We start from the raw sequence: 17,284 nt of genomic DNA on the forward strand, positions 1-17,284 counted from the left end.
CGCCGCGCCCAGCCCGCATTGCGTCGTGAAAACCGTGCGCAACCGCGCCGGCCCCGCGCGGTTGTGGATGGCCATGGAGCGCGCCGGTTTGCTGGCGCATGGCCACGCCGGTTAAACAGGCGGTTACGCCTGCCCGGTACCCTTGTATGGCGTCGCCATCTCCAGATACGCGTAACGAGAGCAACCTCCTTGATCAGCAGCCTGCGACATACCGGTCCCGTGCAGATTATCAACGCCGCCATTCAGGCGTTGCGGCAAATCGTGTCGCCGCCATTCCGGCGCATGTTGCTGCGCTCCATTGGCCTCACCGTGCTGATTCTCGGACTTGTGTGGTTTGGCCTCACCCGCCTGCTGAACTACTACCTCGCCTCGCATACGCTGAGCGCCTCGTGGCCGGTTCTCGACACGCTGGCGTTTTTCGTGGCGGGCGCGGGATTGATGGTGGGGCTGGCCTTCCTGATCCCGCCGGTTTCGGCGCTGGTCTCCGGCTATTATCTGGATGACGCCGCCGAGCTGGTGGAGAAAACCGACTATCCGGAAGACCCGCCCGGCAAGCCGCTGTCCGTTGGCCTGTCGCTCCTCTATGGCTTGCGCTTCGCTGGCCTGTCGCTGGTAATCAACCTGTTCGCGCTGCTGCTGTTCTTTATCCCGGGCGTCAACATGGCGGCGTTTTTCATCGCCAACGGCTATCTGCTGGGGCGGGAGTATTTCGAGATGGCGGCGGCGCGCTTCCGCCCGATGGCCGAAGCGGAAGCCATGCGCCTGCGCAACCGCGCCACCGTGTTCGGCGCTGGCCTGGTGGCGGCGCTGGTGGTGGCCGTGCCGGTGCTGAACCTGTTGACCCCGCTGTTTGGCATCGCGCTGATGGTGCACGTGCACAAGAGCGTGCAGCGCGCGGAACTGGCGGCGCCACAGGGAACGGCGACCCTGTAGGGCGGCGTCCCTCCGCGCGCGACCCGGGCCTGGAGCGACAATGGACGGCGACGGCAACGCCCGCACGCCCTGCCCCCCGCGTCGGCCCCGTTTTTCAGAATAACTCCAACTTTATGTTCCGGCGCATTTTTTCGGCGCGGCCCGGTATCGGCGGCCCATGAAATGCGATAGACGCCGCCAGAGGCTGTCCCTCTGCCGGCGATGGCTTTCCTGCCCGCTGTTTCCACCCCGCACGCCACCGGAACCACGATGTCCACTGCCGCCAACAGCCTCTACAACCGGTTTCTCACCCGTTACGCCACGCCGCTGACCACCGGCCTGTTTCTCGTATCGGCCATTTCCGGCGTGGCGCTGTTCTTCCGCTGGACGCCGCGCACCTTCCACGCCATGCACGAATGGCTGAGCATGCTGCTGCTGGCGCCGTTCATCCTGCACATGGTCCGCAACTGGCGCCCGCTGGTGAATTACGCCCGGCGCAAGACCCTGATCCTGCCGCTCGTCCTGTCGCTGGCGGTCGCGATCCCCTTCGCCATCTCCGGCCTCAACAGCCCGGGCCGGGCCGGCAACCCGGCCTTCCGCGCCCTGCCGTTGATGACGGAAGCGCGCCTGGCCGATCTGGCGCCGCTGCTGAAAACCTCGCCCGACCAGTTGCTGGCCACCCTGCGCGAGCGCGGTTACCGGGTTGAGAGCGTGGAGCAAAACCTTGAAACCATCGCCGGGGCCGCCGGCAAGAAAGCGCCGCAGGTGCTGATGGAACTGATGCCGCGCCAGCGACGCGCCTGATCCCGCTCCGCCGGACATTCACTGCAAGAGCCCGCACTGCAAGCGTCCGCACTGTCCTTCGCCGGATTCGCCAGAAAAGCCAGCCTCAACAGCCGTCGCGCCCAGCAAAAAGCCGCCCGTCCGGGGCGGCTTTCCTGTTTGGTCATCGCGCTTGCGGCGATGGCTCAGACCTCGGCGCCATGCGCCCCGGAGCCAACCTGCGGCGGCGGCTCGAACTGGCCCTTCTGGCGGAAGCGCCAGAGGTAGGTTGGAACAATGGCGTCGAAGCCGCTGGCGGCGACGCCCAGATCCGCCAGCGTGCGCCGCTCCGCGATCGCAGCGTCGGACACCACATTGTCATGACGCAGCAGCTCCACCTGGTCGCGGGTCAGCCGCAGGCTGTCCGGCAGCAGCCCCAGCGACAGGGTGTGGGCGATTTCCAGAACCAGCCCCTGCAGGCGCGCCAGCGAAAACGGCAGGCCAACGACAGGACGGCGCCGCCTGATGGCGTCGAGGGTGAATTTCACCGCCTCGCGCACCGTCAGCGTTTCCGGTCCGCCCAGCTCATAGGTCGCGCCTGGCGTCGCCGCGCCCTCGATCGCCTTCACCACGGCGGCGGCCACGTCGCCGACGAACACCGGCTGCATGCGGGTTTCAGCGCCGACCAGCGGCAGCACCGGCATGAAGGTCGCCAGCTGGGCGAAACGGTTGAAAAACTGGTCCTCCGGACCGAACATCACCGACGGCCGCAGGATGACGGCGCCAGGGAAGGCGTCGCGCACCGCGGCTTCGGCGTTTGCCTTGGAGCGCGCATAGGCCGAGCCCGAATCGGCGCTGACGCCGAGGGCGGACATGTGGACAAGGCGCTCGACGCCAGCCGCGCTGGCGGCCTCCGCCACGGCGCGGGCCCCAAAGCCGTGCACCGCGTCGAAGCGCTGGCGGCCGCCCTGGTGCATGATGCCGACGAGGTTGACGACGATGTCGGCGCCGGCGATGGCGCGAACCACCGATGGCCGGTTGCGCAGATTGGCCTGAACGGCGTGAATCTGTCCCACATTGCCGAGCGGTTGCAGATGGAACGCCAGATCGGGCCGCCGCACGGCGACGCGAATGCGATACCCCCGCCGCGCCAGCGCGCGCACCACGTGACGGCCAACGAAGCCGGAGCCGCCGAACACCGTGACAAGCATGTCGGATGGCTGACGGATGCTGCTGGACATGAACCTCTCCCGCCGAAACTGCACCCTGCAGGGCCCAAGGCTGGAGCCATTACAGGAAACCTGTTCCTGCCCCCTTCGTCGCCGTGGCGCAAGTGCTTACTTGCTGCATGCCGGCGCGATCTGCCGCTGCGGCGGGCCATCCGGCCCCGTCACGGCGCGACCCAAGGTCGCAAAAACCCGGGCCTGGCTTCCGGTCGGCGCGCCAGCGGGCGCGCCCGGCCATTGCCCGCCGCACAACTTCTGGCGCATCTCCTTGCGCGTTTTGTGGCGCGCGTTTTCTCGCGCGCGTCCTGGCCCAGGGGCGCCCGGCGCCTGTCTGAAAGATTTTGCCGGTCGCAGCGTCAGTCCCGTTCCGGATCGGCGGGTTCCTGCTGTATAGAGCAGGCGCGGCGCGGATCCCGCCCACCGCCGGGGTTCGTCTGGCTCCGACATATCCGGGGCGCGCGGGCGGCCCTTCCTTCAGGTTCGACACATTCCCTTCAGGAAAGGCAGCAGCCGCTTTTTCGCGAAGGCATTTTAACGGCGCATAACGGCGACTGACAGCCATGACCGAGATTCCCGCCCTGGACCGCTTCCGTCGCATTGTCGTGAAGGTCGGCTCATCCCTTCTGGTCGATCGCGAGCGCGGTGGCGTCCGCCAGCAATGGCTGTCGGCCCTGGCCGATGACCTCGCGGCCCTGCACCAGGCCGGCAAGGACGTGCTGGTGGTGTCTTCGGGTTCGATTTCGCTGGGACGCGCCGTGCTGAAGCTGCCGCTCGGCCCGCTGCGGCTGGAGGAGAGCCAGGCCGCCGCCTCCGTCGGCCAGATCGCCCTCGCCCGCACCTGGTCCGAAGCGCTGGGCGCGCGCGGTCTCACCGCCGGTCAGGTGCTGGTGACCCTGTGGGACACCGAGGAGCGCCGCCGTTACCTCAACGCCCGCGCCACCGTCGGCAAATTGCTGGAGTGGCGGGCGGTTCCCGTCATCAACGAGAACGACACCGTGGCCACCAGCGAAATCCGCTATGGCGACAACGACCGGCTGGCGGCCCGCGTCGCCACCATGGCCGACGCCGACCTGCTGGTGCTGCTCTCCGACATTGACGGGCTCTACACCGCCCCGCCCGGCTCCGATCCTTCCGCGAAACACATTCCGGTGGTGCCGCGCATCACGGCGGAGATCGAGGCCATGGCCGGCGGCGCCGCCTCCCAGTTCTCACGCGGCGGCATGCGCACCAAGATCGAAGCCGGCAAGATCGCCACCCACGGCGGCGCCCACATGATCATCGCCTCCGGCCTGGTGGAGTATCCGCTGCGCCGCATCGCCGAAGGCGGACCGGCCACCTGGTTCCTGTCGCGATCCACCCCGGCGCGGGCCCGCAAGAAATGGATCAGCGGCCTGCTGGAAACCAACGGCGCGGTCACCATTGACGAGGGCGCCGTGGCGGCGCTACGCCGGGGCAAGAGCCTGCTGCCCGCCGGCGTCACCGCCGTGGACGGCGACTTCCTCCGCGGCGATCCGGTGCTGGTGAAAAACCCGGCCGGCGCCGTGGTCGCGCGCGGTCTGAGCAACTTTGACGCGGACGACGCCCGCGCCATCGCCGGGCACGGCAGCGGCGACATCGCCGCCATCGTCGGCTATTCCGGCCGGGCCGAGATGATCCACCGCGACGTGCTGGTGCTGACCGCGGCCGCCAGGGACGAAGCGAACTGAAACGACGCAGCCGGAGGCGGGGCGGCGCTGGAGCGCCGCCAGCGCGGCCGGCCCCCTGCTCCATCAGGTCGCCCCTTGTATTGGCTGACCGGCCAGCCAATAATGATAACCGTAATCAATCACGCCGGCCTGTCCGGCGCAGGCACGTTTGTTGAGCAACACGCAAAGGCGCATCCATGAGCACCGCAGCCAATCTCGCCCACACCGCCAGCGCAGCCAGCTCTGTTCGCGGTCCGGCGACGCCAGTTGCGACTGAGGGTGCGGCTTCGGCGCCTGACGTGGACGTGGCTGCGTTGATGGCGGACATGGGGCGGCGCGCCGTCGTCGCCCGCCGTGAACTGGCCCTGGCCAGCGCTGAAACCCGCACGGCGGCGCTCGTCGCCGCCGCGGACGCCATTCGCCGCGCCAGCCCCGACATTCTCGCCGCCAACGCGGACGACATCGCCGAGGCGCGCGCCAATGGCCAGACCGAGGCCTATATCGACCGCCTGGCGCTGGACGGGGCCCGCATCGACGCCATCGCCGACGGCGTCGCCGCCATCGCCGCCCTGCCCGATCCGGTCGGCAAGGTGCTGGCCACCTTTGAGCGGCCCAATGGCCTGATCATCCAGCGCGTGTCGACGCCGCTCGGCGTCATCGGCATCATTTTCGAAAGCCGTCCCAACGTCACCGCCGATGCGGCGGCGCTGAGCCTGAAGGCGGGCAACGCCGTCATCCTGCGCTCCGGTTCGGACAGTTTCCGCTCGGCCAGCGCCATCGCCCGCGCCATGTCGGAGGGGCTGGCGGTCGCCGGCGTCCCCGCCGACGCCGTGCAGCTGGTGCCCACCCGCGACCGCGCCGCCGTTGGCGAAATGCTGCGCGGCCTGAACGGCGCTGTCGACGTGATCGTGCCGCGCGGCGGCAAAAGCCTGGTGGAACGGGTGCAGAACGAGGCCCGGGTGCCGGTGTTCGCCCATCTGGAAGGGCTGGTGCACGTCTATGTCGACGCCGAAGCCGACCTGGAAACGGCCCGCGCCGTGGTTCTGAACTCCAAGATGCGCCGCACCAGCATCTGCGGCGCCGCCGAGACGCTGCTCATCGACCGCGCCGGCGCCGGCCGTCTGCTCGCCCCCCTGGTCTCCATGCTGCTCGACGCCGGCTGCGAGGTGCGCGGCGACGCCGACATCCGCGCCGTCGACGCGCGGGTCACCGATGTGTCGGACGCGGACTGGGGCGCCGAATATCTGGAGGCGATCATCTCCGCGCGTCTGGTCGATGGCCTCGACGGCGCCCTGGCGCACATCAACGCCTGGAGCTCCCAGCACACCGACTGCATTATCACGGAGAACGTCGGGAAGGCCGAGCGTTTCCTCAATGAGGTTGATTCGGCCATCGTGCTGCACAACGCCTCGACCCAGTTCGCCGATGGCGGCGAGTTCGGTTTCGGCGGCGAAATCGGCATCGCCACCGGGCGCATGCACGCGCGCGGGCCGGTGGGGGCGGAGCAGCTCACCTCGTTCAAGTACAAGGTGCGCGGCGCTGGCCAGACCCGCCCCTGAGTTGCCGCTGGGTTCCCGCCGCCAGGCTTGCAAACCACTCCACGCAGGCGCGCCCTCGCCTGGGCGCTCCAGGCAGGGTCGTTCTGATGCAGTGGGGCTTGCGACCTCTGCCGGCGCGCACCGTTTTGCGCGCCGGTCGGCGTGCACTCCGCCAAGCGCCTAATGCGCCGGGCGCGCCGTTTCCACCGGCGTCTCCGCCATTGTCCGCGCCGGCGCTTCGCCGGTCAGCAACGCCTGCATCTCTTCCGGCGTCTCCCGGGCCAGCAGCACGTCCGGGTGGTGCGCCGCGCTTGTGGACAGGTAGATGGCCGATCCGCCATGAACCGTGCCGCGCACCATCAGCACACATGACGCGTTCAGCAAAATGCGGGTATTGTCGACCGGATCTGTGACGTGGATGAACATGACAACCTCCTTGCGTCGGCTACCTCCCTTTGAATGTAACACAGGCGCCCGCGATTTTGTTCGGGCGCGCGCCGCATGATCGCCCGCTGGCGTCTGCCGCCGCTCGCCCCCGGCGCGCGCATCGGCCTCTATGGCGGTTCGTTCAACCCGCCGCACGCCGCCCATCGCCTCGTCGCCGATCAGGCGATGAAACGGCTGGGGCTTGACCGGATCTGGTGGCTGGTGACGCCGGGCAACCCGCTCAAGAACGTCAATGGCCTGCCACCCATCGCCGCGCGCATCGCCCAGGTCCGCGCGGTCGCCGGTCGCGCCCGCCACCATGTCACCGGTTTCGAGCAGGATATCGGCGCCAGGTTCAGCCACGATACGATCGTCTGGCTGCAACGGCGCTTTCCTGGCGTGCATTTCGTCTGGATCATGGGCGGCGACAGCATGGCGACGCTGCACCGCTGGCATCACTGGCGCGACATCATGCGCCGCATCCCGGTGGCGGTGATCGACCGGCCGGGCCAGACCCTGGCCGCCACCGCCTCCGTCGCCGCCCGCACATTCGCCACGGCCCGCCTGCCGGAAACCGCGGCCAGGCGGCTGGCCACCGCGCCAACGCCGGCCTGGGTGCTGTTGCACGGCCCCCGCTCGCCATTGTCGTCCACGGCCCTGCGCGCCAGCGCCGGGCAGCCGCCTGCTGGCGAAACCGGCGCGCCCCGGGCCTGCGGAAAGCCCCTGCCGCTCCGTTGAACCTGGATGACGTAACGGCTATGGTGGAGAAAGTTTTCAGACACCGTTTTTCACGCAAGGGACCAGGCGCGCTACCATATGCCCAATCGCATTCCGGACACCGAACCGCAGGCCGCAGACGTCAACGCGGACGTCGCCCTCGCCAATGTCCTCTCGGTCGCCTTGCACAGCCTTGACGAGATGAAGGCGGAAGACATCGTTCAGCTCGACCTGACGGGCAAGACGTCGCTGGCCGACGCCATGATCATCGCCTCCGGCCGCTCCAACCGTCACGTGGGCTCGATCGCCGAGAAGCTGATCGAGGACCTGAAGGCGGCGGGCGTCAAGGGCATCAAGGACGAGGGCTTCCCCTCCTGCGACTGGGTGCTGGTCGACGCCGGCGATCTCATCATCCACATTTTCCGCCCCGAGGTCCGCGTGTTCTACAACCTGGAAAAGATGTGGGGCGCCGCGCCGGCCGCCGGAACCGCCTCCTGACACAGCCGTCTCGCGCCGCGGGCAAAATTTCCATCCAGCGGAGCGGGTTTCGCCCTGCTCCACCGGAATGGACGCGCGCGGCGCTGGCCAACCTCCGGCAAGGCCGCCGTGCTGGCGCCTGACAGGAGCCCCGCCGTTGAAAATCTCGCTGATCTGCATCGGCCGCATGAAGGCCGGCCCGGAGCGGGAGCTGGCGGACCGCTACCATCAGCGCGCCGTGGCCCAGGGACGACCGCTCGGCGTCAGCGCGGTCCATGTGACGGAATTGCCCGAAAGCCGCGCCGCCGACGCCGGCCGGCGCAAGGCAGAGGAAGCGCAGGCGATTCTCGGCAAGGCCCAGGGCGGCGTCCTCATCGTCTTTGACGAGCGCGGCCCGGCCCTCGACAGCGAGACGGTCGCCGGACGCTTCGCCACCCTGCGCGACGGCGGCGCCGAACACGTGTGCTTCGTCATCGGCGGCGCCGATGGCCTTGATCCGTCGGTGCGCGATCAGGCCCGGCTGGTGCTGTCCTTCGGCGCCATGACCCTGCCGCACCAGCTGGTGCGGGTGCTGGCGCTGGAGCAGGTTTACCGGATGATGACCATTATTGACGGCCACCCCTATCATCGCAGCTGAACGCGGCGCATTTCGCCGTCCGGCGCCACCTCGTCGCCTTGTTTGCCATTGATTGTCGCCAGCAACGGCGGCGGCCGGCTGTCGCCGGGCCTCCCGACCTGCGCCGGGCTGGCGCCTCCGGCGGAACAAAATGGTTGATGATGCAAAGGCTGCGTTTACCTCGCCGTCATATCAGTCAATGTGAGACGTTGCGTCGCGCACCTGTCAGCCAGGCGGCCAGCATCTGAGCACACCATCCGAGCACACGATCCGAGCATACCTGGACATGGTTCATCCCGCGTTCCCGCCCCATTCGCGCCGCGCGCCCCTCGCCTTGCGCTTCGCAAGGAAGAGCGCGATCGCCTGCGCCATGGTTGCGACGCTGGCCGCCATTCACCCCGCCGGCGTCGCCATGGCCCAGCAGCAGCGGCCTGGCGCCAACGCCCGCCAGACGGAGAAGGACGCGCGGGAGGCCGAGTTGAAAGCCATCGAAACCCGCCTCCATTCCAGCGAGGAGGCGCGGATTCGTCTGGAAGCGGAGATCGCCGCCATCAAGCTGGACCGCGCCCGCCTCAACGGCGCCCTGCTGAACACCACCAGCAAGGTGCAGGCGACGGAAGAGCGCATCGCCGAGCTCGAATCACGCCTCGCGACCCTCAACGACAGCGCCGAGGCCATCCGCAAGTCATTCCAGAGCCGGCAGGACGTCATCGTCGAGGTTCTGGCCGCGTTGCAACGCATCGGCCGGCGTCCGCCGCCGGCGGTGCTCGCCAGCCCTGATGACCTGCTGACGGCGGTGCGCACCTCGATTCTGCTGGGCGCCGTGCTGCCGGAGCTGCGCTCGGAAACCCGCGCCCTCGCCAGCGATCTGGCGGAACTGGTGCGGCTCGGCGACGCCATCAAGGCGGACAAACAGACCCTGTTCAGGGAAATGGAGGCGATCGTCGAGGAGCGCCGGCGCCTCACGGCGCTGATCGAGGCCCGCCAGGCCCGCCTCGCCGGGGCCGAACAGGAAACCACCGACCAGACCAACCAGGCCGCGGCCCTGGCCAAACAGGCGACCGACCTAAAAAGTCTCATCGCCCGGCTGGAAGCGGAGCTGGGCGCCGCCCAACGGAACACGGAAGCGGCGCGCAAGGCGGAGGAAGACCTACGGAACGCCAGGGACCAGCTGGCGTCGCTGGCCTTCAAGGACCCGGCCCGCCTTGAGCCCAAGATCGCCTTCGTCGACGCGCGCGGCCAGTTGCCGCTGCCGGTTGGCGGAAAAGAGGTGGTTTCCTTTGGAACGCCGGACCCGGCGGGCGGCAAGACCCAGGGAATCACCATCGCGGCGCAACCCGGCGCCGTTGTTTCGGCGCCATCTGATGGTTGGGTGTCGTTTGCTGGCCCGTTCCGCTCGTTCGGCCAACTCTTGATCATAAATGCGGGCGGTGGATACTATGTGTTGCTGGCCGGCATGGAGCGGATCAACGTCAGTCTCGGCCAGTTCGTTCTGGCCGGCGAACCTGTCGCCATCATGGGGCAGTCTGGCGCCGGCGACGCGGGCAAGGTCAACACGGGGACGCCTGACAACGCAGAAGCAACCGGGGGCGGACGGGCGGATGCACATCCAGGACCCGCCCTCTACATCGAATTCCGTAAGGATGGCGGGGCGATCGACCCCACGCCCTGGTGGTCCAGGTCCCAGGGCGCGTCTCAAGGCGAAAAGGCTCGCGGATAATGCGAAAGATTTCCATTCTGGTTTGCGGCGTGGCGATGGGCGTCGGCATGTCGCTTGTGGCGACGCAGACCCGGCTGATGTCCACAACCAGCGCCACTGCAGCCTCGCCAGACATCTACCGCCAGCTCAACCTGTTCGGCGACGTCTTTGAGAAGGTCCGCAGCGACTACGTCGAGAAGCCCAGCGAGAGCAAGATGATCGAGTCGGCCATCAATGGCATGCTCTCATCGCTCGATCCGCACTCCAGTTACATGGACGCCAAGGCGTTCAAGGACATGCAGGTGGAGACGCGCGGCCAGTTCGGCGGCCTCGGCATCGAGGTGACGCAGGAGGACGGCCAGATCAAGGTCGTGACGCCGATCGACGACACCCCCGCCGCCCGCGCCGGCATCCTCACCAACGATCTCATCACGAAGATCGACGGCGAAGCGGTGCAGGGCATGGCGCTGAACCAGGCCGTCGACAAGATGCGCGGACCGGTCAACACCAAGGTCACGCTCACCATCCAGCGCCCGGGCCGCAAGGACCCGCTGCAGGTGACGCTGACCCGCGAGATGATCTCGATCCGCTCGGTGCGTTCGCGCGTCGAGGGCGACATCGCCTACATCCGCCTGACCCAGTTCATCGAGCACAGCTTCGACGACGTGAAGGCGGCCATCGAGAAGACCACCAAGGAAATCGGCGCCGACAAGATCAAGGGCTACGTCCTTGACCTGCGCAACAACCGCGGCGGCCTGCTCGATCAGGCGGTTTACGTCTCCGACGCCTTCCTGAACCGGGGCGAGATCGTCTCGACCCGTGGCCGCAACGCCGACGAAACCCAGCGCTTCAGCGCCCGCAACGGCGACCTGACCAACGGCAAGCCGGTGGTTGTGCTGATCAATGGCGGCTCGGCCTCGGCGGCGGAAATCGTCGCCGGCGCCCTGCAGGACCACAAGCGCGCCACGTTGATCGGCACCCGGTCGTTCGGCAAGGGTTCTGTGCAGACCATTATTCCGCTCGGCTCCAACGGCGCGCTGCGACTCACCACCGCCCGCTACTACACGCCATCCGGCCGCTCCATTCAGGCCAAGGGCATCGACCCCGACATGGTGGTGCTGCAGGACATTCCCGACGAGTGGAAGGGCAAGGACGAGACCAAGGGCGAGGCCGGCCTGAAGGGGCACCTTTCCGGCGAGCGTCGCGACAGGGAAAAGGCTGCGGACCAGCAGGACGCCGCCCAGAAGAAACCGGACGACAAGGCTGCTCCCGACGCCGCAAAGGCAGCTCCCGACAAGGCCGCAAAAGACAAGGCCAGCAAGGACAAGGAGCCGGAGGAGCAGTCTGGTTCATCCGCCTACATTCCGCCGGACCCGGCCAAGGACAAGCAATTGCAGGCCGCCCTGGAGTTGCTTCGCACCGGACGGGTCGCTGCGGCGGTCGCAAGGCCAGCCGACGCCCAGAAGGCAAAGGCCAACTGAAGCGGCGTTCGCAAGAACAGAAACAGGAACAGATGAAGGGCCCCGGCGCATCCGCCGGGGTCTTTTTCATGTCGCCCCGGCTCTCCCCGCCAGTTCCGGGACAGACGCAAACATTGCTTTTCTGGCGAGCGTGAAGGACGGCCCGCCAGAAAGCGGCGCGCTGCTCCGCCCCGGGCAGGCATGGCCCCGTCATCTGCTCCGCGCCGCAGTCACCGCATGGCCACGACGCGGCCCGCTTGCCGCCGGCCCATTGCCAGAGCGGGGTTGCATCCGGCATAACAACCTCCCCCGGGAACGCTTCCGGGTCTGCAGCATAAGGCGCAGGATGGACCCGGCCCGGTTGGGCCGGATAACCACGATCGCCTGATTGCCAGTACTTTACCCCCGGGCGAGGCCTGCAATGAACGACGACAAGCGCTTTTTGAAACTCCCCTATCGCCTGTGCGTCGGCGTCATGCTGCTCAATCGCGACAACAACGTGTTTGTTGGCAGAAGGCGCAACGAGGCGGGGCCGGAGCATGTCAACGCCGCCTATTCCTGGCAAATGCCCCAGGGCGGCATAGACGAGGGGGAGGAGCCGTACCCGGCGGCGCTGCGCGAACTTTATGAGGAAACCAGCGTTCGCTCCGTCGAGCTGGTTGCGGAAGCGCCGGACTGGTACAGCTACGACCTGCCGCAGGAGATCCTGCGCCGCTCATGGCGGGGGCGATATCGCGGCCAGAAACAGAAGTGGTTTGCCCTGCGTTTCACCGGCAACGAGACGGAGATCAACGTGCGCCATCCCGCAGGCGGCCACAGGGCAGAGTTCAGCGAATGGCGCTGGGCCCCAATGGACAGCCTGCCAGGCCTGATCATCCCGTTCAAGCGTCCGGTTTATGAACAGGTGGTCGCCGCGTTTTCACAGCTGGCGGAAAACTGATCCGGCCTCCGCCTCAGCCCCGTCCCGTCAGGCGGCGCCAGATCGCCGGAAACAGCCGGCCGTCGATCACCGCCAAACCCAGGCCAACCATCGCCATGCCAAGGAAAGCCGTGGGCGGCAGCCGTTCGCCGAGCACCATGGCCCCGAGCGCCACCGCCCACCCAGGGATCAGCAGGTTCACCAGCATCAGGTTGGTGGCCCCGGCCTCCGCCAGCACCCGGTAGAAAATGATATAGGGCAGCGCCGTGGCGATCACGCCCAGCGCCAGCACCGCGGCGACAGCCCCTGCTCCCGGCGCCGGCCGCGCCCACGGCTGGTCGACGATGAGCGCCAATGGAACAATGACAACGGCCACCATCAGCTGCTGGCCAAAGGCGGCGACCACCGGGGTCACGTCCATGCTGCGGAACACCCGGCCATAGACGGCGGAGGCCGCATAGCTGACGGTCGCTGACAGGCAGGTGACCTGGGCCAGCACGGCGCTGTCCATGCCGGAAAGCACCCCCGGCCCCACCACCAGGGCAACGCCCAGCATGCCGGCGAGAACGCCGGTGAACCTCTGCGGCGTCAGCTTTTCGTCATCGGTCAGCAGATGCGCCATCACCGCGGTCAGCAGCGGCGTCGGCGCGTTGAGAATGGCGGCCATGCTGGAGGGAATTTGTGTCTGCGCCCACGCCACCATCATCCACGGGATCAGGTTATTGAGCGCCCCCATGATGAAGAACGCCCGCCAGACCTTCGCCTGACGCGGCAGGCGCTGCCGTCCCACCGCCACGATGAGACCAAGCGCAAGCGCGGCCACCCCCACCCGTCCGGCCACCACGCTGAACGGCGCGAAACCCGTGAGAGCGAACTTGATAAACATGAAGCCGCCGCCCCACAGGGCGGACATCAGCAATATCAGCAGCCAGAGGCGGCCGGTCATGCCGGCGTTGGCGGAGGTTGGGCCGGTCATGAAATCATGGCCAGAAGTGCGCGCAATGGCGCTGCTGACAAAACATCCCCACGATTGCGCGTCCTCACAGCATTAGCCTGGCCTGAAGCCGTACAGCACAAGCCCAGCTTTTTCTTTATTGCTTGCGCCGATAAACGTCCGGAAACCGAAGCAGAACCCGCTCACCGGACATATACATCAACCGGCGAGTTCAAAATGCGACCCGATCGGGTTGAGGTTCGGGTTGTAAAACGGATCCCGGCGGCGGAAGTCCGGATGCGCCTCGTAGAGTTTTTCCCGATCCGCGTCGAGGCGCCTGCGCTTGGCCGGATCCATCAGATCATCGCCCCGGCTAATCGACTCATGGTGAAACAGTCGGGCTGCCGTTGCGACAACATTGAAATATCCCGCTTCGTAAAGCCGGAGACAAAGATCAATATCGTTATAGGCGACCGGAAAGTCCTCGTTGAAGCCGCCGATCTCGTCGAACTTCGTCCGCGACATCATCAGACAGGCGCCTGTAACCGCAAGCCAGTTATACTCCAGCAGGTTGCGCAGGAAGTAGCCCGGCCTGTCGGCGCGTTCATGCAACAGCGCGTGGACTGGCCCGACCGCCGAATTGATCACGCCCACATGCTGCACGCCGCCCGTCTGCGGGTACAACAATTTGGCGCCAACCGCGCCAATGTGCGGCAGTTGCGCGAAACCGGCCATGCGCTCCAGCCAGTCAGGAGTGATGACCTCGGTGTCGTCATTGAGGAACAGCAACAATTCGCCATCGGAATGGCGCGCGCCAATATTGTTCAGTTCCGAATAGTTGAAGGGCGCGTCGTGGCGGATAACCTTCACGCCCCTGCGCCGCTCCTCTTCCAGCATCCCCAGGGTGGCGGCGTCTGTCGATCCATTATCCAGCACCACAATCTGAAAATTCTGGTAACTGGACTTCGCCCGGATGGACTCCAGACACACGCCGAGCACCCGGCCGTTGTTCTTGCTGGGAATGATAATGGATATCAGCGGCGCGCCCTGCATATGCGGACGCACGCGGAAAAAGCCCCGCGCTTCCTGCACCGGCTCCAGCTCGCCGGATATGCCGCGCCGCGCCAGCGCGTCCTGCCGCGCCCGTTTGCCGGCTTCGATCGCATAGGGCTTGGCGTCCTGATCTCCGGCGGCCGAGCCTGGATTGACGCGCCAGTGATACAGCACCCGGGGAATATGCACGATGCGCCGGGCCTTTTCGGCGATCCGCAGCACCAGATCCCAGTCCTGACTGCCGTCGAACCCAGACCGCAACAGCCCCGTCTCATCCACCAGGCTCCTGCGCACGCAACTGACGTGGCAGGTGTACATGATGCTCATCAGCGTATCGGGCGACCAGTCCGGCTTGAAGAACGGCTCGAAATGCCGGCCGCGCGGCGAGAGCTTGTCCTCGTCGCTATACAGATAGTCCGCGCCCGTATCGTGGATCGCCCGCGCCAGTTCATACAGGCAGTCCACTGTCAGTTCGTCGTCGTGATCGAGAAAAACGATGTAATCGCCCGTCGCCGCGGCGATGGCGCGGTTGGTGGCGACGGAAATACCGCCGTTCTGTTCCGTGAACAGCACCTGGATGCGGGGATCGGCGATCTGCGCCAACGCCGCGCGCGTTTCCGGCGCCGGGCTGGCGTCGTCGGCGAGGATCAACTGCCAGTGCGGATACCACTGCGCCTGCACGGAACGGATCATCGCCTCCAGCAGGGCCGGCGGCGTATTCCACGTGGGAGTGACGATCGAGAAGCGAATATGGAAACCAGGCTTCGCCAGAACATCCGCCAGATCGGCGGGCCGCGCCGGCGCGATATAACGGTAGGCTCCGCCGCCGGCGCCAAGCAGCCGGCGGACCAGCGCGCTGTCGGCGATATAGGGCGCCAGGCGCCGACGCAGCCAGTGGCGCGCCCGCGATGGCAACACGGCTTTGGCAAAAGCCCGGAGACGGTTGTCAGGACGAGCCAGATGTGCGGCCTTCCGCCCGGCGGTTTCGCCATCGCCCGGCGTTGCGCCGTTCCCTGCTGTCATGGTGGCGATGCTCTCCCAGGAACCGGTTTCCGGCAAGGCGGCCCGCAATGGAGAATCCGCCGTCGACCGACACGCGCCCGCAACTCCGGCTGCCCCGAAGCACGTGCACCGACTGGAACTGCTCTAACCTGAGCGTTCGCATCATGCAAACGGCGGCTGACAGCCTGCTGGCCTGACGGCGGGGCTGGCCCGCCGTCAGGCGCTTTACGCCCTCATCACGCCTGGATCAGGGTTTCTGCTTCATCAGATGCGCCGCCATGGCGGCGAAGGCCGGCAGGGTCAGGGGATCGTTGGCGGCGTTGGCGGCGATGGGATGGGAAGCGAAGCGGACGATCACCATCTTCGCCGCCGGATCCACATAAATCGACTGGCCATGGATGCCGCGCGCCATGAAGGCCTTGTTGGCGTTATCGGTCACCCACCACATGTCGCGATAGGACCAGCCGGGCAGCGTCTTGTAGCCGGCCGCCGCGAAAGCTTCGCGGTCGCCGCCGTTGCGGATATCCGCGACGACGCTGGCCGGAATCACCTGGCGATCGCCAATCTTGCCGTCGTTGCGCATCAGTTCGCCGAAACGGGCCATGTCGCGCAGGGTGGCGTTCAGGCCGCCGCCGCCAGACTCATCGCCGGCCGGGTCCATCAGGAAATAGGCGTCGTCATCGGCGCCCATCGGCTCCCAGATCTGCTCGCGCAGCAATTCCGCCAGCGACTTGCCGCCGGCGCGCCGCACGATCCACGCCAGCACCTCCGCATTGCTGGTCTTGTAGGCGAAGTCCTTGCCGTGCGGCCCTTCCTTGGGTAACGCCGCAAGGAATTCGGCGAAATTGTCCGGCCCCTTGTAACCGGGGGGGCGCGGCAGGATGCCGCCGGCCCGGGCGTAGTCCCAGATGCTCGACGTCGGATCGGCGTAATTCTCGGTGTATTTGACGCCGATGCGCATATCCATGACGTCGCGCACCGTGGCGTCGCCATAGGCTGAATCCTTCAACTCTGGCACATATTTGGTGACAGGCGCCTGCGGGTCGAGCTTGCCTTGCGCCGCCAGCATGGCCGCCAGCGTGCCGACGAATGATTTGGTGACCGACATGGCCTGGTGCGGCCGGTGCGGCGCGGCGGCGCCGAAGTAGCGCTCGTAAATCACCTTGCCGTCATGCATCACCAGAATGCTGTCGGTGTAGGTGTTCGCCAGCATCTCCTTCCACGTCATGTCGGCGCCGGTCATGGTCCTGAACGCCAGGCCGTCCAGTTCGGCCGGCTGCGACGGCAGTTGGGAAGGCGTTTCCGCATGGCGCACGCCGCGCGTCGGCAGCAGCTCGCGCATATGATTGAACGACCAGCGGATCTGCGGGAATTTCAGCATGCTGCCGTCGGAAGCGCGGATCGTCTTGTCCTTCGGCGGCGGCGAGCCCTGCATCCAGCCGAGCTTCACCGGATCGGTCGTCGCCGGGTCCGGCAGGGCAGGCCCGCCCTGGGCGCCAGCGGCATGGCTCCAGACGGCGGCAAGGGCGACCGTTCCCAGCGCCAGCGCTCTCATGACGGCGCGAGGTCGCGCCGCCGCCCTGGCGAACGAATTTTCCGGATCGTGCTTCCCGGCTTCAATCATACTCATGTCCTCCCTGCTCCGACGCGCCCCGCGGGCCGGCGCGGATATCATCTGATGCGCCCGGCGCCGAATACTCGCTGAGGATAGATGATTTTTGCGGCCCGTGGCCATACCACTAATGGCCATGAAGTAATCTGCTGGTGAAGCGTCGGAATTCGCCAAAAAAAACGGCGTCGCCGCGCATCCGCCAACATCACCGCGTCCTGCCGAAGCTGGCTCAGGCGAATCGCCCCT

15 protein-coding genes are annotated in these 17,284 nt (G+C 67.0%); 10 read left to right on the forward strand and 5 right to left on the reverse strand.

Annotation, left to right across the window (positions count from 1 at the left end; all coding sequences use genetic code 11):
• The first annotated feature begins 189 nt into the window (after nucleotides 1–189).
• Nucleotides 190–933 carry a sulfate transporter family protein gene (locus EV666_RS14895; protein WP_280990847.1) on the forward strand — a complete coding sequence of 248 codons (744 nt, stop codon included), beginning with the start codon at nucleotides 190–192 and terminating at the stop codon, nucleotides 931–933.
• 249 nt (nucleotides 934–1,182) lie between these two features.
• Nucleotides 1,183–1,716 (forward strand): DUF4405 domain-containing protein, encoded by a 534-nt coding sequence (locus EV666_RS14900; protein WP_132009830.1) that lies wholly within the window; start codon nucleotides 1,183–1,185, stop codon nucleotides 1,714–1,716.
• Nucleotides 1,717–1,880: 164 nt separating this feature from the next.
• Here the strand turns inward: EV666_RS14900 and EV666_RS14905 are convergent, their stop codons facing one another.
• Nucleotides 1,881–2,915 carry a complex I NDUFA9 subunit family protein gene (locus tag EV666_RS14905; protein ID WP_132009833.1) on the reverse strand — a complete coding sequence of 345 codons (1,035 nt, stop codon included), beginning with the start codon at nucleotides 2,913–2,915 and terminating at the stop codon, nucleotides 1,881–1,883.
• 545 nt (nucleotides 2,916–3,460) lie between these two features.
• Between EV666_RS14905 and proB the strand changes: the two genes are divergently transcribed.
• Nucleotides 3,461–4,606 carry a glutamate 5-kinase gene (gene proB / locus EV666_RS14910; protein WP_132009836.1) on the forward strand — a complete coding sequence of 382 codons (1,146 nt, stop codon included), beginning with the start codon at nucleotides 3,461–3,463 and terminating at the stop codon, nucleotides 4,604–4,606.
• Between the two features lie 296 nt (nucleotides 4,607–4,902).
• Nucleotides 4,903–6,144: a glutamate-5-semialdehyde dehydrogenase gene (locus EV666_RS14915; RefSeq protein WP_132009939.1), complete on the forward strand. Its 1,242-nt coding sequence runs from the start codon at nucleotides 4,903–4,905 to the stop codon at nucleotides 6,142–6,144.
• A gap of 159 nt (nucleotides 6,145–6,303) precedes the next feature.
• On the opposite strand, the gene EV666_RS14920 is transcribed toward EV666_RS14915, so the two are convergent.
• Complete coding sequence (locus EV666_RS14920) at nucleotides 6,304–6,549, reverse strand: hypothetical protein (RefSeq protein WP_132009839.1); 246 nt, start codon at nucleotides 6,547–6,549, stop codon at nucleotides 6,304–6,306.
• 75 nt (nucleotides 6,550–6,624) lie between these two features.
• Between EV666_RS14920 and EV666_RS14925 the strand changes: the two genes are divergently transcribed.
• The 6 genes from EV666_RS14925 to EV666_RS14950 all read left to right on the forward strand — a co-directional run bounded on the left by EV666_RS14925 (nucleotide 6,625) and on the right by EV666_RS14950 (nucleotide 12,458).
• Nucleotides 6,625–7,287 (forward strand): nicotinate-nucleotide adenylyltransferase, encoded by a 663-nt coding sequence (locus tag EV666_RS14925; RefSeq protein WP_132009842.1) that lies wholly within the window; start codon nucleotides 6,625–6,627, stop codon nucleotides 7,285–7,287.
• Nucleotides 7,288–7,365: 78 nt separating this feature from the next.
• On the forward strand, nucleotides 7,366–7,764 hold the full coding sequence (gene rsfS / locus EV666_RS14930) for a ribosome silencing factor (RefSeq protein ID WP_132009845.1): 399 nt from the start codon (nucleotides 7,366–7,368) through the stop codon (nucleotides 7,762–7,764).
• Between the two features lie 136 nt (nucleotides 7,765–7,900).
• Nucleotides 7,901–8,380, forward strand: a complete 480-nt coding sequence (rlmH, locus tag EV666_RS14935; protein ID WP_132009848.1) for a 23S rRNA (pseudouridine(1915)-N(3))-methyltransferase RlmH — start codon at nucleotides 7,901–7,903, stop codon at nucleotides 8,378–8,380.
• A gap of 265 nt (nucleotides 8,381–8,645) precedes the next feature.
• Nucleotides 8,646–10,079: a murein hydrolase activator EnvC family protein gene (locus EV666_RS14940; RefSeq protein ID WP_132009851.1), complete on the forward strand. Its 1,434-nt coding sequence runs from the start codon at nucleotides 8,646–8,648 to the stop codon at nucleotides 10,077–10,079.
• Nucleotides 10,079–11,539 (forward strand): S41 family peptidase, encoded by a 1,461-nt coding sequence (locus tag EV666_RS14945; RefSeq protein WP_132009854.1) that lies wholly within the window; start codon nucleotides 10,079–10,081, stop codon nucleotides 11,537–11,539. Before EV666_RS14940 ends, EV666_RS14945 begins: the two co-directional genes overlap by 1 nt.
• A gap of 400 nt (nucleotides 11,540–11,939) precedes the next feature.
• Nucleotides 11,940–12,458, forward strand: a complete 519-nt coding sequence (locus tag EV666_RS14950) for an RNA pyrophosphohydrolase (protein WP_132009857.1) — start codon at nucleotides 11,940–11,942, stop codon at nucleotides 12,456–12,458.
• A 13-nt stretch (nucleotides 12,459–12,471) separates the two neighbouring features.
• Here the strand turns inward: EV666_RS14950 and EV666_RS14955 are convergent, their stop codons facing one another.
• The 3 genes from EV666_RS14955 to EV666_RS14965 form a co-directional block, all read right to left on the reverse strand.
• Nucleotides 12,472–13,413, reverse strand: a complete 942-nt coding sequence (locus tag EV666_RS14955; protein WP_245514457.1) for a DMT family transporter — start codon at nucleotides 13,411–13,413, stop codon at nucleotides 12,472–12,474.
• 177 nt (nucleotides 13,414–13,590) lie between these two features.
• Nucleotides 13,591–15,447: a glycosyltransferase family 2 protein gene (locus EV666_RS14960; RefSeq protein WP_132009860.1), complete on the reverse strand. Its 1,857-nt coding sequence runs from the start codon at nucleotides 15,445–15,447 to the stop codon at nucleotides 13,591–13,593.
• A 226-nt stretch (nucleotides 15,448–15,673) separates the two neighbouring features.
• Nucleotides 15,674–17,056 (reverse strand): serine hydrolase domain-containing protein, encoded by a 1,383-nt coding sequence (locus EV666_RS14965; protein WP_245514458.1) that lies wholly within the window; start codon nucleotides 17,054–17,056, stop codon nucleotides 15,674–15,676.
• Nucleotides 17,057–17,284 lie beyond the last annotated feature (228 nt).

Source organism: Camelimonas lactis (assembly GCF_004342915.1).
Taxonomy (GTDB): Bacteria; Pseudomonadota; Alphaproteobacteria; order Rhizobiales; family Beijerinckiaceae; genus Camelimonas; species Camelimonas lactis.

What these genes read in the sequence shown, in the direction of transcription:
- EV666_RS14965 (WP_245514458.1), bottom strand. Translation starts at nt 17,056, where the DNA reads ATGAGTATGATTGAAGCCGGGAAGCACGATCCGGAAAATTCGTTCGCC.
- EV666_RS14950 (WP_132009857.1), top strand. Translation starts at nt 11,940, where the DNA reads ATGAACGACGACAAGCGCTTTTTGAAACTCCCCTATCGCCTGTGCGTC.
- EV666_RS14925 (WP_132009842.1), top strand. Translation starts at nt 6,625, where the DNA reads ATGATCGCCCGCTGGCGTCTGCCGCCGCTCGCCCCCGGCGCGCGCATC.
- EV666_RS14940 (WP_132009851.1), top strand. Translation starts at nt 8,646, where the DNA reads ATGGTTCATCCCGCGTTCCCGCCCCATTCGCGCCGCGCGCCCCTCGCC.
- EV666_RS14915 (WP_132009939.1), top strand. Translation starts at nt 4,903, where the DNA reads ATGGCGGACATGGGGCGGCGCGCCGTCGTCGCCCGCCGTGAACTGGCC.
- EV666_RS14960 (WP_132009860.1), bottom strand. Translation starts at nt 15,447, where the DNA reads ATGACAGCAGGGAACGGCGCAACGCCGGGCGATGGCGAAACCGCCGGG.
- proB (WP_132009836.1), top strand. Translation starts at nt 3,461, where the DNA reads ATGACCGAGATTCCCGCCCTGGACCGCTTCCGTCGCATTGTCGTGAAG.
- EV666_RS14920 (WP_132009839.1), bottom strand. Translation starts at nt 6,549, where the DNA reads ATGTTCATCCACGTCACAGATCCGGTCGACAATACCCGCATTTTGCTG.
- rsfS (WP_132009845.1), top strand. Translation starts at nt 7,366, where the DNA reads ATGCCCAATCGCATTCCGGACACCGAACCGCAGGCCGCAGACGTCAAC.
- EV666_RS14955 (WP_245514457.1), bottom strand. Translation starts at nt 13,413, where the DNA reads ATGACCGGCCCAACCTCCGCCAACGCCGGCATGACCGGCCGCCTCTGG.
- EV666_RS14905 (WP_132009833.1), bottom strand. Translation starts at nt 2,915, where the DNA reads ATGTCCAGCAGCATCCGTCAGCCATCCGACATGCTTGTCACGGTGTTC.
- EV666_RS14945 (WP_132009854.1), top strand. Translation starts at nt 10,079, where the DNA reads ATGCGAAAGATTTCCATTCTGGTTTGCGGCGTGGCGATGGGCGTCGGC.
- EV666_RS14900 (WP_132009830.1), top strand. Translation starts at nt 1,183, where the DNA reads ATGTCCACTGCCGCCAACAGCCTCTACAACCGGTTTCTCACCCGTTAC.